This is a genomic window from Nonomuraea wenchangensis (genome assembly GCF_900111685.1).
Taxonomy (GTDB): domain Bacteria; phylum Actinomycetota; class Actinomycetes; order Streptosporangiales; family Streptosporangiaceae; genus Nonomuraea; species Nonomuraea wenchangensis.
Genome location: NZ_FOHX01000001.1, coordinates 763,618 through 777,357, shown reverse-complemented (window position 1 = coordinate 777,357; position 13,740 = coordinate 763,618). Strand labels below are relative to the sequence as shown.

Sequence of the window (13,740 nt, the reverse complement as noted above, 5' to 3'; positions counted from 1 at the left end):
GTGGTTCCTTATGCCTTCGTGCCGACGAGGGAGAGGAAGACGTCCTCGAGGGACGGCTGCTTTTCGACGTACTCGACCTTGGCGGGCGGGAGCAGCCGCTTGAGCTCGGCGAGGGTGCCGTTGACGATGATGCGGCCCTCGTGGAGGATCGCGATCCGGTCGGCGAGCTGTTCGGCCTCGTCCAGGTACTGCGTGGTCAGCAGCACCGTGGCGCCGCCCGCCGCGAGGTCCTTGACGGCCTGCCAGACCTCGATGCGGGCCTGCGGGTCGAGCCCGGTGGTGGGCTCGTCGAGGAAGATGACCGGCGGCTCGCCGATCAGGCTCATCGCGATGTCGAGGCGGCGGCGCATGCCACCGGAGTACGTGGCCACCCTCCGCCCGCCCGCCTCCGTCAGCGAGAACCGGCGGAGCAGGTCGTCGGCGATCCCGCCCGGATCCTTGAGATGCCGCAGGCGGGCGACCAGCACGAGGTTCTCCCGCCCGCTGAGGATCTCGTCCACGGCGGCGAACTGCCCGGTGAGGCTGATGGACTCGCGTACGTCCGCGGCCTGCGCGGCCACGTCGAAGCCGTTGACGCGGGCGGTGCCGGCGTCGGCCTTGAGCAGCGTGGACAGGATCTTCACGGCGGTGGTCTTGCCCGCCCCGTTGGAGCCGAGCAGGGCGAAGATGCTGCCCCGCGCCACCTCGAAGCTCACGCCGCGCAACACGCGCAGCTCCTTGTACGACTTCTCCAGACCGTTGACCTGGATCGCCGGGCCCTGCTGGTTCGTCATCTGTCCGTCCTGTCTCGTCGCGGGGTGTCGTCGCCGGCGGCGCGGGCGACGGCGCTGGTGAAGCGGGCACGCTCGCGGGCGCGGTACTGGCCGAGGGGGTAGTTGGCCATGAACGCCTCGGCGAACTCGATGGGGTCGTCCCCGAAGAGGTCGCGGATCGGGGTGCCGTCGGCCGCGCCCTGCTCGAACAGGTCGGCCAGGTCCTCGTACATGGTCATCGCGCCGGCCCCGTCGGCCGGCCCGAAGTGCATCAGGTAGCGCTCCATGGCCTCGACCGCGACGCGGTAGTTGTCGGGCAGCTGCTTGACGCGCGCCTTGTACTGGCGCCAGCGTTTCTTCTCGTCCAGGGATCCGGTGAGGATCTCCAGGTAGTGCAGGTAGCGGCTCTTGGGTTCGCCGGATTCCGCGGTCATGTCTGCGGGCCTTCCTCTCGGAGTTGTTCGAGTCGTTCGGCGAGGAAGCTCCAGGTTCTCCAGAACTCCTCCAGATACGCCTGTCCCTGGGCGTTGAGCGAGTAGACCTTGCGCGGCGGCCCCTTCTCCGACGGGACCTTCCGTACGTCGACCAGGCCGCGCTGCTCGATGCGGACCAGCAGGGCGTAGACGGTGCCCTCGGCGATGTCGGAGAAGCCCTGGTCGCGCAGCCAGGCCGTGATCTCGTAGCCGTAGGCGGGCCGGCCGCCCAGGACCGCGAGGACGATGCCCTCCAGCGTTCCCTTGAGCATCTCCGTGACGAGCTTGCCCATGGAACACCTCCTTCCGGCTACTCGGTATTGCTGACTACCGGTACAAAGTAACACTGACTACTAGTACCTAGCAACACCGAATAGCGAGCGCGGAGTCAGGGGGTCGCCGTGTCCGCGTAGCGGCTCAGGCGCCGCGCGGCGGTCTCCAGGTCGGCGGCGGCCACCGCGCAGGCCGCGAGGTGGGCGGTCACCGACGCGTGCAGCCAGTCCGGCGCCCCGCCCCCGGCCTTCAGCTCCGCCTCGATCGCGCGCAGGCGCTCGGCGCAGGCGGCGAGCGCGCGGGCGTCCGTACGCAGGACTTCGGCGTGGGCCGCGATCTCGGCGGACATGGCTCCTCCGTCAGCCCGGCGGCACCGGGACGGCGGCGTCCCGGAGCGCCTGGCGGGTGGTGGCGGACAGGCACAGCAGCGGGCGGGCGCCGTCGAGCCCCAGCTCGCGGAGCCGGTCGGCCAGCGGATGGGCCGACCGAGGCGCGACGGCCAGCCGCAGCGACGGCGCCGCGTGCAGCCGGGCCCGCCCGCGGGTCCGTACGCAGGACCGCAGCACGGCGCCGGCCTCGCGGGCATAGCCGACCAGACCGGGATCGTTCAGGGGCAGTCCAGGCCCGAGCCGCCCCCGCAGGGTGAGGATCAGGTCGGCGCTGACGTGGGCGGACCGGGCGCCGAGCCGGACGTCCAGGGACGTCAGGTACGTCTCGCCGCCCCACAACCGCGGGCCGAGGGCACGAACGGTCGTGGCGTCGACGGCGGAGCCGACGAGGAAGCTGCCGGAGCGGCGCAGGTCCGCCGCCCGCAGCAGGTCGGGCCAGACGGGAGAACGCGAGCGCCGGCGGGACGGGCCGGGCACGACGACGCCGACCTGCAGCTCGCCGTAGCCGCCCGCCGTGGTGTGCCGGTTCCTGGCGGCGTGCACGGCGACCAGCGCGCGGCCCGCCACCCGTACGGCCGGACCGAGCCCGGTGCCCTCCAGCAGGCCGGCCGCCACTGCCGGATGCGCGGCGAAGTACGCCGTGAGCGCGTCGCCGTCGCGGCACCTGATCGGCAGCTCGACGCTTCCCTCGGGACCGTCCACGGCGCGGGTGGGCACGGTCAGGAAGGGGAACCCCTCCGGGTCGGGCGGGCGGTCGAACAGCAGGTACGCCTGGGACCGCACGACCCGTCCCCGGAACGGCGTGAGCCGCCCGTCGATGTGCTCGCGGGCCTCGGGCAGGTCGTCGGCGAGGTTGGCGAGGTAGTGCTCGATGCCGTGGCAGAGCGGGAACAGGTGGGTGGCGTCGCCGTAGTCGACGACGTACCAGTCGGGGTGCAGGTCGAAGCAGGTGCCGGCGCCCTGCCCGTCGAGGGTGGGGATGATGTCGTGCTGGTTGGTGACGCTGGCCACCCAGGTGCGCGGGTCGGCGGGGCGTTTGAAGTCGACGGGCGAGCCGACGGCGACGGCGTGGGTGACCGTGTGCCTGGCGCAGAAGTCGGCGTCCTGCGCCAGGTTCATGATCGCTGCCCCGCCCGCGCTGTGCCCGACGAGCGCCAGCTCGGCGCCCGGAGGCAGCCCGTAGTCGGCGACGGCCTCGGCCAGGGCGCGGCTGTAGGGGCTGCTGGCCAGGACGGCGCTGCTGAACGCGCCGAGCAGGTCCTGGGGCGACTCGCCGTCGGGACGTCCCGCGCGCATGCCGGGCGCCTGGAGGACGTGGCGGATCACCCCGTCGGGACCTTCGACGCTCTGGATGAGGGCCCGCCCGGTGGTGCCGAGCGTGCTGATGTTGCCCAGGAAGCCGAGCAGCGACCCCCGCGTGCACAGCCGGGCCGACTCGGCCGCGGTCAGCTCGACCCGGCGCGCGGCCCCTTCGCCGGTGTCGAGGACGGCGATGGCCCTGTTGCTCATCCCGGTGATCGGATCGGCGGTGGCGAAGCCCTTGCCGGTCGCGATGAGCCAGGCGGCGGCGTCGTTGAGCGGGTTCTCGTCGAGCAGCGCGCGCAGCGCGAGGACCTCGCCGAAGACCGGGGCGAGCTGGCTGAGCGCGCGCACCGCGCCACGGTCCTTGAGCAGGGCGCGCAGGGCCCGTACGGCCTCCAGATCGCGGTCGGCGGCGGCCGCGTCGATGAGCCTGGCGAGCATGGGGTCGCCGGTCAGCTCGGGGTGGGCGACCGCCACGGCCGCCACGCGCAACCGCAGCGACGTGGCCAGCACGCGTACGGCCAGGCTCTCGGCCCCCAGCATGGCGCCGGCCTTGCCGGCCGCCGTGGACAGCCGGCCGCCGCCGGTGAACGCGCACCCGAGGCCCTGGCCGTTCGTCGTGGCCCGCAGCAGCGCGCGGTAGGCGGGCCGGGCCGCCGAGGGAGCGCGCGGCAGGGCGCGCAGCAGCGCGCCGTCGGTGAGGGCGGCGGTCGCGTGCGCCGCCGCGTCCTGGATCGTGAGCGCGACGTCGACCAGCTCGCGGGCCGCGGCGCGCAAGCGCTCAGGGTCCGGATCGTCCCGCCCGGTCATCGCCGGATCCGCCGGGACATGCTGACCAGGCGGGGGCTCGGGTCCTCCGGCGTGTTGCGCTGCACCACGTCCGACAGCGTGCGCGTGGCCGCGATGACCCGCATGCCCGCAGGGGAGAACGTGGCCGCGTTGAAGATCCGGGGGGCCAGCAGCGGGTTGGTGAGCGCCTGGGAGAAGGCGTCGATAGCGATGATCTTGGTCAGCAGCGGAGGCAGGATCGCGGCGGGGGACCCGGGCTCCTCGGCGAACAGCCCGACGTACAGGTCGAGGTCGTCCACGTCGCGGTAGAGCTCGCGCAGCGCGCCGCTGACCCGCCGGTCGCCGGAGATCTGCTCGAAGGCCCGGACCCGGGGGAAGCGGCAGTGCTCGCGGTAGCTGTTGTACGGGGCCAGGTCGAGCGCCCGGGAGTCGGCGATGCTGGCCACGTCGATCTCGCGCAGGACGGGGTCGGTGTTGAACAGGCCGATGCGGCCCGCCCGCTGGCAGGAGGCGTCCTCGAACAGCCGCCCGAGCCCTGGGCCGGGGATCAGCGCGCTGCCGAAGAAGGTCTCGGCCATCGGCAGCTCGCGCCCGCCGACCGCCAGATGGGACGGGATCAGGCTGTGCCAGCGGTAGACGAGATTGAACTCCACCGAGGCCCAGTTCTGGCGGTGCCAGGGCGCGCGGTCCAGCCGCGCCGGCAGCCCCGGGTCCAGCGTGAACCGGAAGTGGTAGGGGGTGATGTGGTTGATGTACTCCTCGACGACCAGTTTGATCAGCAGCACGATGAGGATGTTGCGGGCCGTCTGGAACAGCCGCTCGTCGTCCCAGCGCGGATGTTCGAGGGCGAGCAGCCGTGCTACCCGGTTGTGCTCGCGCAGGAACAGCACCGTGAGCATGGTGAAGCCGATCTGGCCGTTGCCCCGGTCGCTGCCGGTGGCGAACAGCGTGTCGCGTTGCGCGGCGGAGAGCCGGTCGAAGCGGATGACGCTGAGCGGGGCGAACTCCGGCTTGATCGTGCCGTTCTCGCACAAGTAGGGCGGGAACTCGCCGCCGTTGATCAGCCGGCTCTTGAGCAGCCCGCCGTCGAACGTGCGCAGTGCGGCCGTCGCCGCCTCGTTGAGCCCGTACACCTGGTTGAGGTCGATGTGATGGTTGGAGCTGTTCTTGCGCGGGTCGCGCGGGATGTTGGTGTCGCCGCGCAGGAAACCGTCGGTGAACCATTGCGCGAAGTACGCGAAGAGCACCGTGGAACGCGGGCACGGGATCATGGACTCGCCGCGCGCGAACAGGCCGCCGGCGACCTCGGGAGTGGGCCGGTTCCCCTCGCCGGCGGGGACCGGGGGCAGGTGCCTGCCGCTGTAGGTGCGATCGGTCAGGGAGGCCCACGAGGTGTAGCCGGCCATGGTGCTCAGCGGCTCGGGGCGCGGCGGCATCTCGCGGATCGCGTGGTCGATCAGCGAGGCGTTGACCCGGCTCCGGAGCGGCCGGCTCGTCTGCACGAGGTCCCACAACGGGCGGCCGTTGGTCAGGGCCAGGAACCTGAGCCGGTTGTTCAGACCGTCCGTGGCGATGCTGCGTGCTCGGCTCCGCGCCATCGTCAGCCTTCCCGCCCGTCGTCGCCGAGCCCGAGCCGGAAGGTGTCGGGGAAGATCCCGAGTGCCCGCTCGACCCGGCCCTCCGGTGGCGGGAGCAGGCGGACACCGGGACGCAGCAGCAGGCGGCGTACGGTCTCGGCGATCACCGGTCCTGCCACGTGCACGCCGAGGCAGGCGTGATGCCCGGAGCCGAAGAACAGCTGGTGGTGGCGAGGACGGTCGAGGCGGAACTCGCCGGGCTCCGGCACCACGTCCGCGTCGAACATGGCGGAGGCCGGTGCCGCGAGCACGAACGTGCCCGCGGGGATCACCGTGCTGCGTGGGGTGCCGGCGGCCAGGACGTGCTCGCGTTCGCACAGCCGGGGGAGCAGCTTGAAGAACGGGCTGAACCGCAGCGCCTCCCAGACGTACGGGTCGAAGCGCTCGGGGTCCCCGGCGGCGGCCCTGGCCTCCGCGAGCACCGCCGGGCGCAGCAGGAGCTGCTCGACCGCCTCGACCATGGCCCCCGGCGCGCTCTCCACGAACCCCAGCGGCAGCCCGGCCATGTTGGTCACGATGCGGTCGTCGGTCACGCCGGCCCCGGCGGGCAGGGTGGAGCGGACGAGGCGGGCGAAGACGTCGTCGGGGAGGTCTCGCCCGGCCCGCAGCGTGGCCCGCAGCTCGGCGAGGCGGTCTTTCAGGTAGGCGACCAGCTCGGCGCCCGCGCTGACGGACGCGGCCTGGAGCTCCGGATCGCCGAGGAAGTTGGCGAAGCCGTCGGAGACGACGGCCCGCGTCCACCGGCCCAGGGTCTGCGGATCGGGGCCGGGAACGCCGAAGTATCGCGCGCACACGCCGAGGGCGACGGGGCGGAACAGCCCGCCCACCGCCTCGACGCGCCCGTCCGGCCAGGCGGCGTCGAGCAGCTCGTCGGCGAGACGGCCGGCCAGCTCGCGCACGCCGGCCGCGTCCCGCGGGTCGAGCATGAGCCGCATCAGGCCCTTCTCCCGCCAGTTCATCGGCGTGGCGTCCCTGGCCAGCATGAACGGGGCGCCCAGCGCGGCGTCGAGGCGCGGGCCGAAGGCGCGTACCGAGAAGACCTGCTCGTGGGCGAGCACCTCGGTGACGTCGGCGAAGCGGGTCACCACAGTGAAGGCGGGCGTGACGAAGATGGGGCGGTGCTCGCGCAACTCGGCGAACAGGCTCCGCCAGTCGGTGCGCATCCACTCCCGGACGAGGCCGAACGCGGACATCGGGTCCCTGGCCAGCGCCTCCTCGTATCTCTCCAGATGGCCGCCCGTGGTCGCCTGATCGACAGCACCCATTCCGTGGACCTTCCGCCTGATATCGGAGCGTGCATGGATGATCGCAATGTGCAATCACAATCTAGATCACAGCTCTTCCTCGTGGCAGCCGAGACCACTGTTTTGCTTCCCGAGAGTAATCGTTCCGTTACTGTCGGGTCATTGTCGCACTCCATGGGCCTGGTCGTTGAATAAGGAGCCGGATCGTCCTCGAACCGCTCGGGAGGAAAACGTGACCTCACCCATGCCGCGGCCGGCCACGGCGGAGACGGTGACGGTCACCACCGGCCGCCGCCTCGCCTACCTGATCGTCCTGGTCCTCCTGCCCGTGGTCCTGCTGGGCCTCGCGGTGCCGGCCGCCTGGGGCTGGGGCGTCGGCCTGCGCGACCTGGTCATCGCGGTCGTGATGTACCTGGTGAGCATCTTCGGGATCGCCATCGGCTACCACCGCCTCTTCACCCACCGCGCCTTCAAGGCCAACCGGGCGCTCAGGATCGCGCTCATGCTGGCCGGCGGCATGGCCGTCGAGGGCCCACTCACGCTGTGGGCCGCCGAGCACCGCCGTCACCACAAGTACGCCGACCGCGAAGGCGACCCGCACTCGCCGTGGCGCTACGGCGACAGCGGCCTGGCGCTGCTGCGCGGCATGCTGCACGCCCACATCGGCTGGTTCTACACCGCCCACCGCCGCTCCAGCCGCCGGCACTGGGTGCCGGACCTGCTCAACGACCCGGACGTACGCCGTTTCGACGCCGCCTACCCGGCGGTCGTCCTCCTGTCGTTCGCGCTCCCGGCCGCCGCCGGCGGGCTGTGGTCGATGTCGTGGGCGGGCGCGTGGAGCGCGCTGCTGTGGGGCGGCCTGGTCCGCTACGCCGTGGTGCACCACGTCACCTGGTCGGTGAACTCGATCGCCCACACCTTCGGCGACCGCCCGTTCCGCACCAGGGACCGTTCGTCCAACGTGTGGTGGGTGGCGATGCTGACGCTCGGCGAGGGCTGGCACAACTGGCACCACGTGGAGCCGACCTGCGCCCGGCACGGCGTGCTCAAGGGCCAGCTCGACCCCAGCGCGCGGCTGATCCGCTGGTTCGAGCGGGCGGGCTGGGCCCACGGCGTGCGCTGGCCGAGCCCCGACCGCCTGACGACCCTCCGCGCCGGACGCGATTCCGGCTGATCGAACGACGGCCGTAACGAAGTGGTGCTCGCGTACAGACCGTTAGGTCGCGGGCACGCCGGTCGCCAGACTGAGGCTCAGACGACGGTGAGCGTCGTCAGCCCGGTCGCCTTGGTGAACCCGGTGGTGAGGCACTGCAGCAACCCCGGCTGCACGAGCGTGACCGTCTGCACCGCGGACGCGCCCTGGAAGCGGCCTTGGACGACCGTGCCGGTGAACGTGGTGACGACCTGGCCGGCCGCGGCGGTGCTGCTGCCGGTGCCTTCGATGACGCTGCTGTCACCGGTGTTCCACTCGACGACCCGCTGGCTCTCGAACCCGTCGAAGAGGTCGTTGCAGCCGACGAAGATGGTGAACTGCTCCCCGTACGTACCGCTTGTCACCTGGCCCGTGCCGCCGAGGCAGGAGCCGAACCGCCCGCTCACCGTGATCTGGATGTTCTGCGGTGTGAAGGTGACCCCCGGGCTGTAGGTGACGGTCTCGGTCCCCTGGCACTGCGTGGGCACGGCCGCGTGGGCCGGACGCGCGGCCGGGTCGACCATGACGAGGGCGGTGACGGCCAGAAGGGTCGTCAGGACGCGGATGCTTCGGCTCGGCCGAGAGGAACGAAAGGTCACCGGGGCTCTCCCTGTCGGGGGATGAAGGGAACCACTGGAGCTACGAAGACATGACAGCCTCCATCGCGGCTTCTCGATATGGCCATGAAGGTTGCAGATTCGTACCTTGTCAACACGCTGGGTGATATCTGCTGTCCTGGTGGGGTCCGATCCTTCAGTGCCCGCCCGTACGCACCGAAACGTGCAGAATCATGCAGGACGGCTCTGGCGCGGCCGGTCAGGTGGCCTGGATGACCGGCACGCCGAGCGCCCGCACCGTGGCGTTGCCCGCGTCGGCGTCGGTGACGACGCCGGCCACCTGCGTCAGCGGCATGACGGCGAACCGGGACGCCGCGCCGATCTTCTCCGAACTGGCCAGCACGTAGGTGTCGGCGGCCTGCCGCGCCAGGGCGCGCTTCATCGCGGCCTCGTCGGCGTCGTCCGTGGTCAGCCCGGTCTCGGGATGCACGCCCGTCACGCCGAGCAGGAAGAGGTCGGCGTGCACCCCGCGGGCCGCCTCCACCGCCGCCGCGCCGCAGGACACCATCGAGTGCTTGAACAGCCGCCCGCCGATCAGGTAGACCTCCACGTCGTGGTGGCCGGCCAGGGCGCAGGCCACGGTCGGGCTGTGGGTGACGACGGTGGCGCGCAGGTCGGGCGGGAGGGCGCGGGCGACCGCGAGGGCCGTGGTGCCGCCGTCGAGTATCGCGGTGCTGCCGGGCTCGATGAGCGTGGCAGCGGCGGCGGCGACGCGCTGCTTGCCGGAGACCTCGACGCCCTGGCGGGTGGCGTAGTCGGCGATCGCGGGAGAGGCGGGCAGCGCGCCGCCGTACACGCGCTGGCACAGGCCGGCCGCGGCCAGGTCGCGCAGGTCACGACGGATGCTGTCCTCTGACAGGCCGAGCTCGGCGGCGAGGTCCTTGGCGATGATCCGGCCGTCCCTCTGGAGGCGTGCCAGCAGCAGGTCCTTGCGTTGCGCGGCCAGCATGCACGTTTCTCCTTGCTTGTGCCGACTTTTTCTGATTATAGTTCTGCCACGTGTCGATTCTCATCGCAAGTCCCCACCGGTCGGGAGGCGGCATGGCCGCCAGTCCTCCCGGCAGAGCATCATGACCGCCGGACTCGACGAGCCGGACCGCCGCGGTCGCACCGGCCTGGACCAGGCGGGACGCGGCCTCACCGGCAACGCCCGGGTCCGGGTGCGCGACGTGCGGCTCCTGTCCTGCAACTGGTACGTCCTGCGCACCACCACCTTCGACTACCGCCACGCCGACGGCCGCTGGAGCACGCAGGAACGGGAGACCTACGACCGCGGCAACGGCGCGACGGTCCTGCTGTACGACGTCGCCCGCCGTACCGTGCTGCTGACCCGCCAGTTCCGCTACCCCGCCTACGTCAACGGGCACGCCGACGGCATGCTGCTGGAGACCGCCGCCGGACTGCTCGACGACGAGACCCCGGAGGCGGCCATCCGCCGCGAGGCCGCGGAGGAGACCGGCCACGCGATCGGCGAGGTCGAGCACGTCTTCACCGTCTACATGAGCCCCGGCTCGGTCACCGAACGCCTGCACTTCTACGCCGCCCCCTACGGCCCCACCACCCGCACCTCGCGCGGCGGCGGGATCGCCGAGGAGGGCGAGGACATCGAGGTCGTCGAGCTCGGCTTCGACCACGCCCTCCGCCTCGTCCGCGACGGCGGCATCGCCGACGCCAAGACCATCATGCTGCTGCAGTGGGCCGCGCTGCACGGCCCCTTCTCCCCTGAGACGGAGGATCTGTCCCGGTGAACCTTCCCATCCTCCTGCCGCCGGCCGAGCTGCGCACCGCGCGGCTGCTGCTGCGCCCCTGGCGCCCCTCGGACCTGGAGCCTTTCGCCGCGCTCAACGCCGACCCGTCCGTCATGGAACACTTCCCCGCCATCCTCAGCCGCGCCGAGAGCGACCGTCTCGCGGCCGCCAGTGACGACGCGATCGCGCGCCAGGGCTGGGGACGCTGGGCGCTGGAGCTCCAGGAGACCGGCGAGTTCATCGGCTTCACCGGCCTGCACCGGCCCGCGTTCGAGGCGCCGTTCCTGCCGGCCGTCGAGATCGCCTGGCGGCTGAGCCGCCGGTCCTGGGGCCACGGGTACGCCACCGAAGCCGCCACCGCCGCGCTTGATTTCGCCTTCGACCGCCTCGGCCTGGAGGAGGTGGTCTCCTTCACCGCGACGGTCAACACCCGCTCGAGCGCCGTCATGGAACGCCTCGGCATGATCCACGACTCGGTCGGCGACTTCGACCATCCGGTCCTGCCGCCGGGCCACCGGCTCCGCCGCCATGTGCTGTACCGCCTGACCGCGTCCCACTGGCGCGACCGCCGTCCGACCTCCTCCGGTCACCCCGGCCCGGGCCGATAGACGTACCAGGTGTTGTTTCGTGGCGGTCTTCGCCCGCGCGACGCCATACGGCCTCGGTCAGGCCGACGGTGGCGGCGACGAGCGGGCGCGCGTCCACTGAGCTTCCGGAAGATAGACCCTTGTTCCGAAAGTAGGAAGTTGTTGTTCGTTGGCGACTTCCTCCGAGGAGAAATGTCCGTTATTCTCGCATTGAATTCCGTATAGAAGGAATAAATTCCAATTATTGGAATATTGAGGAGGCGCGATCGTGATGGCGTTGAACAGGAGCGCCAGTTGGTACGGCGGCACTGATCGCAACGCCTACATCCACCGTGCCTGGATGCGACGCGGCCTGCCGCCCCACGCCTTCGACGGCCGCCCGCACATCGCCATCGCCAACACCGCCTCCGACCTCACCCCCTGCAACACGCACCTGAACGAGGTCGCCGAGCACGTGAAACGGGGCGTGTGGGAGGCGGGCGGGATCCCGCTGAACCTCCCGGTGGTCTCGCCCGGGGAGACGCAGATCCGGCCGACCGCCATGTTGTGGCGCAACCTGGCGGCGATGGCGACGGAGGAGATGCTGCGCGCCAACCCGATCGACGGCGTGGTGCTGCTCGGCGGCTGCGACAAGACCATCCCCGCGCTGCTCATGGCCGCCGCCTCGGTGGACCTCCCCGCCGTCGTCGTGCCGGGCGGGCCGATGCTCACCGGTCACTTCCGCGGTACGGCGCTCGGCTGCGGCACCGACGTGTGGGCCCTGAGCGAGGAGGTCCGGGCCGGGACGCTCAGCGAGGCGGAGTTCCTGCGTTCGGAGTCGTCGATGATCCGGAGCAAGGGCCATTGCAACACCATGGGCACCGCTTCCACCATGGGCCTGCTCGCCGAGGTCCTGGGCATGACGCTGCCCGGCCTCGCCGGCACCCCGGCTCCTGACAGCCGCCTGCTGGAAGGCGCACACGAGACCGGCCGCCTCGTCGTCGAACTGGTCGCCGCGGAGCGTCGTCCGAGCACGGTGCTCACTCGCGGCTCGTTCCTCAACGCCATCGTCGCCCTGGCCGCGCTCGGCGGCTCCACCAACGCCGTGGTGCACCTGCTGGCCATCGCCGGGCGGGTCGGGGTGGAGCTGACGCAGGACGATTTCGACCGTACAGGCTCCGGCGTGCCCCTGCTGGTCAACCTGCAGCCCGCCGGCCGCTTCCTCATGGACGACCTGTACCGGGCGGGCGGCCTGCACGCGGTGCTGGAGCAGGTACGTGACCTGCTCGACCCCGAGGCGATCACGGTCACCGGCCGCCCGCTGGTCGACACCTTGGGCAACACGAGCATCCACGACGCCGAGGTCATCCGTCCCCGCCGGCAGCCGTTGCGGGAGGAGGCGGGGATCGCGGTGCTGTACGGCAACCTCGCGCCGGACGGAGCGGTCATCAAGCCGGCCGCCGCCTCGCCCCACCTGCTCCGGCACCGGGGCCCGGCCGTCGTCTTCGACTCCGTCGAGGATCTGCGCGCCCGCCTCGACGATCCTGACCTGGACGTCACCGCCGACTCGGTGCTGATCCTGCGCGGCTGCGGCCCCAAGGGCTACCCGGGCATGCCGGAGGTGTCCAACCTGCCGCTGCCGCCCAAGCTGCTCGCCCAGGGCGTACGCGACATGGTCCGCATCTGTGACGGACGGATGAGCGGCACCGCTTACGGCACGGTCGTGCTGCACGTCGCCCCCGAGGCCGCCGCCGGGGGACCCTTGGCCAAGGTGCGCACCGGCGACATCATCGTCCTTGACGTTCCCGGCCGCCGTCTCGACATCGACCTCGCCGACATCGACCTCGCCGCTCGTGAGCCCGCGCAGGCCGCCGTGAAGGCGTTCGCCCGCCCGTCCCGAGGCTGGCAGCGGCTCTACGTCGACACCGTGCAGCAGGCCAACACCGGCGCCGACCTGGACTTCCTCGTCGGCTCCAGCGGTGACCACGAGGCGCGCGAATCTCACTGAAAGGACTCCTGTGACCTCCTCCCGTACACGTACCGCCGTCATCACCGGCGGCGTGAGCGGCCTGGGCAGGGCCGCCGCCCTGCGCCTGGAAGCCGACGGCGTCAGCGTCGTCACCCTCGACATCGCCGACGGCGCGGACGTGATCGTGGACGTCACCGACGCCGCCGCCGTCCGGGCCGCCGCCGACGAGATCGGCCCGATCGACATCCTGGTCAACTCCGCCGGCGTCGTGGGGCCCAACGCACCGCTGTGGGAGATTCCGCTCGACGGCTGGCGGCGCACCTTCGCGGTCAACGTCGACGGCACCTTCCACACCTGCCGCGCCTTCGCCCCGGGGATGCGTGCGCGCGGCTGGGGACGCATCGTCAACATCGCCAGCATGGCCGGTAAGGACGGCAACCCGAACATGTCGCCGTACTCCGCCACCAAGGCCGCCGTCATCGCGATGACCAAGTCGCTCGGCAAGGAGCTGGCCACCAGCGGCGTCCTGGCCAACGCCATCGCCCCGGCCGTGATCGAGACGCCGATGAACGCCGACACCGAGCCCGAAGCGCTGGCCCACATCACCGGCCTCATCCCGATGCGCCGCGTCGGCCGCCCGGAGGAGGTCGCCGAGCTGATCGCCTGGCTGGCCTCCGACAAGGTCAGCTTCTCCACCGGCGCCGTCTACGACATCAGCGGCGGCCGGGCCACGTACTGACCGGTGACCGTGTTGAGCGTGGCAGGACGCTGCGCCCCGGCGCGTCGAAA

14 protein-coding genes are annotated in these 13,740 nt (G+C 71.6%); 5 read left to right on the top strand and 9 right to left on the bottom strand.

From position 1 onward, the window contains the following. Positions 1–8: 8 nt before the first annotated feature. The 7 genes from BMW85_RS03765 to BMW85_RS03735 all read right to left on the bottom strand — a co-directional run bounded on the left by BMW85_RS03765 (position 9) and on the right by BMW85_RS03735 (position 6,880). Entirely contained in the window at positions 9–773 is a 765-nt protein-coding gene (locus BMW85_RS03765; protein ID WP_091076775.1) for an ABC transporter ATP-binding protein, read from the bottom strand. Next, entirely contained in the window at positions 770–1,186 is a 417-nt protein-coding gene (locus BMW85_RS03760; protein WP_091076772.1) for a DUF1048 domain-containing protein, read from the bottom strand. The genes BMW85_RS03765 and BMW85_RS03760 overlap by 4 nt, the downstream gene beginning before the upstream one ends. Next, on the bottom strand, positions 1,183–1,518 hold the full coding sequence (locus BMW85_RS03755) for a PadR family transcriptional regulator (RefSeq protein WP_091076770.1): 336 nt from the start codon (positions 1,516–1,518) through the stop codon (positions 1,183–1,185). Before BMW85_RS03755 ends, BMW85_RS03760 begins: the two co-directional genes overlap by 4 nt. A gap of 95 nt (positions 1,519–1,613) precedes the next feature. Then, a complete protein-coding gene (locus BMW85_RS03750; protein ID WP_091076768.1) occupies positions 1,614–1,847 on the bottom strand; it encodes a hypothetical protein in 234 nt (77 codons plus the stop codon). Positions 1,848–1,857: 10 nt separating this feature from the next. Further along, positions 1,858–3,999, bottom strand: coding sequence for an alpha/beta hydrolase family protein (locus tag BMW85_RS03745; protein WP_091076765.1), 2,142 nt, complete (start codon positions 3,997–3,999; stop codon positions 1,858–1,860). Then, positions 3,996–5,576, bottom strand: a complete 1,581-nt coding sequence (locus BMW85_RS03740; protein ID WP_091076762.1) for a peroxidase family protein — start codon at positions 5,574–5,576, stop codon at positions 3,996–3,998. The genes BMW85_RS03745 and BMW85_RS03740 overlap by 4 nt, the downstream gene beginning before the upstream one ends. A gap of 2 nt (positions 5,577–5,578) precedes the next feature. Then, a complete protein-coding gene (locus tag BMW85_RS03735) occupies positions 5,579–6,880 on the bottom strand; it encodes a cytochrome P450 (RefSeq protein WP_091076760.1) in 1,302 nt (433 codons plus the stop codon). Between the two features lie 211 nt (positions 6,881–7,091). On the opposite strand from BMW85_RS03735, the gene BMW85_RS03730 reads away from it, so the two are divergent. Continuing rightward, positions 7,092–8,033: an acyl-CoA desaturase gene (locus tag BMW85_RS03730; RefSeq protein WP_091076759.1), complete on the top strand. Its 942-nt coding sequence runs from the start codon at positions 7,092–7,094 to the stop codon at positions 8,031–8,033. A 77-nt stretch (positions 8,034–8,110) separates the two neighbouring features. On the opposite strand, the gene BMW85_RS03725 is transcribed toward BMW85_RS03730, so the two are convergent. Then, positions 8,111–8,650, bottom strand: a complete 540-nt coding sequence (locus BMW85_RS03725; protein WP_091076756.1) for a hypothetical protein — start codon at positions 8,648–8,650, stop codon at positions 8,111–8,113. 217 nt (positions 8,651–8,867) lie between these two features. Further along, complete coding sequence (locus BMW85_RS03720; protein ID WP_091076754.1) at positions 8,868–9,617, bottom strand: DeoR/GlpR family DNA-binding transcription regulator; 750 nt, start codon at positions 9,615–9,617, stop codon at positions 8,868–8,870. Between the two features lie 121 nt (positions 9,618–9,738). Here BMW85_RS03720 and BMW85_RS03715 point away from each other — a divergent pair, with 121 nt between their 5' ends. From BMW85_RS03715 to BMW85_RS03700, 4 genes are all read left to right on the top strand, one after another. Then, positions 9,739–10,416 carry an NUDIX domain-containing protein gene (locus BMW85_RS03715; protein WP_091076752.1) on the top strand — a complete coding sequence of 226 codons (678 nt, stop codon included), beginning with the start codon at positions 9,739–9,741 and terminating at the stop codon, positions 10,414–10,416. Beyond that, positions 10,413–11,024, top strand: coding sequence for a GNAT family N-acetyltransferase (locus tag BMW85_RS03710; RefSeq protein ID WP_245774587.1), 612 nt, complete (start codon positions 10,413–10,415; stop codon positions 11,022–11,024). The genes BMW85_RS03715 and BMW85_RS03710 overlap by 4 nt, the downstream gene beginning before the upstream one ends. A 250-nt stretch (positions 11,025–11,274) precedes the next feature. Beyond that, entirely contained in the window at positions 11,275–12,990 is a 1,716-nt protein-coding gene (locus BMW85_RS03705; RefSeq protein ID WP_091076749.1) for an IlvD/Edd family dehydratase, read from the top strand. Positions 12,991–13,000: 10 nt separating this feature from the next. Beyond that, positions 13,001–13,690: an SDR family NAD(P)-dependent oxidoreductase gene (locus BMW85_RS03700; protein WP_091076746.1), complete on the top strand. Its 690-nt coding sequence runs from the start codon at positions 13,001–13,003 to the stop codon at positions 13,688–13,690. Positions 13,691–13,740: the final 50 nt, after the last annotated feature.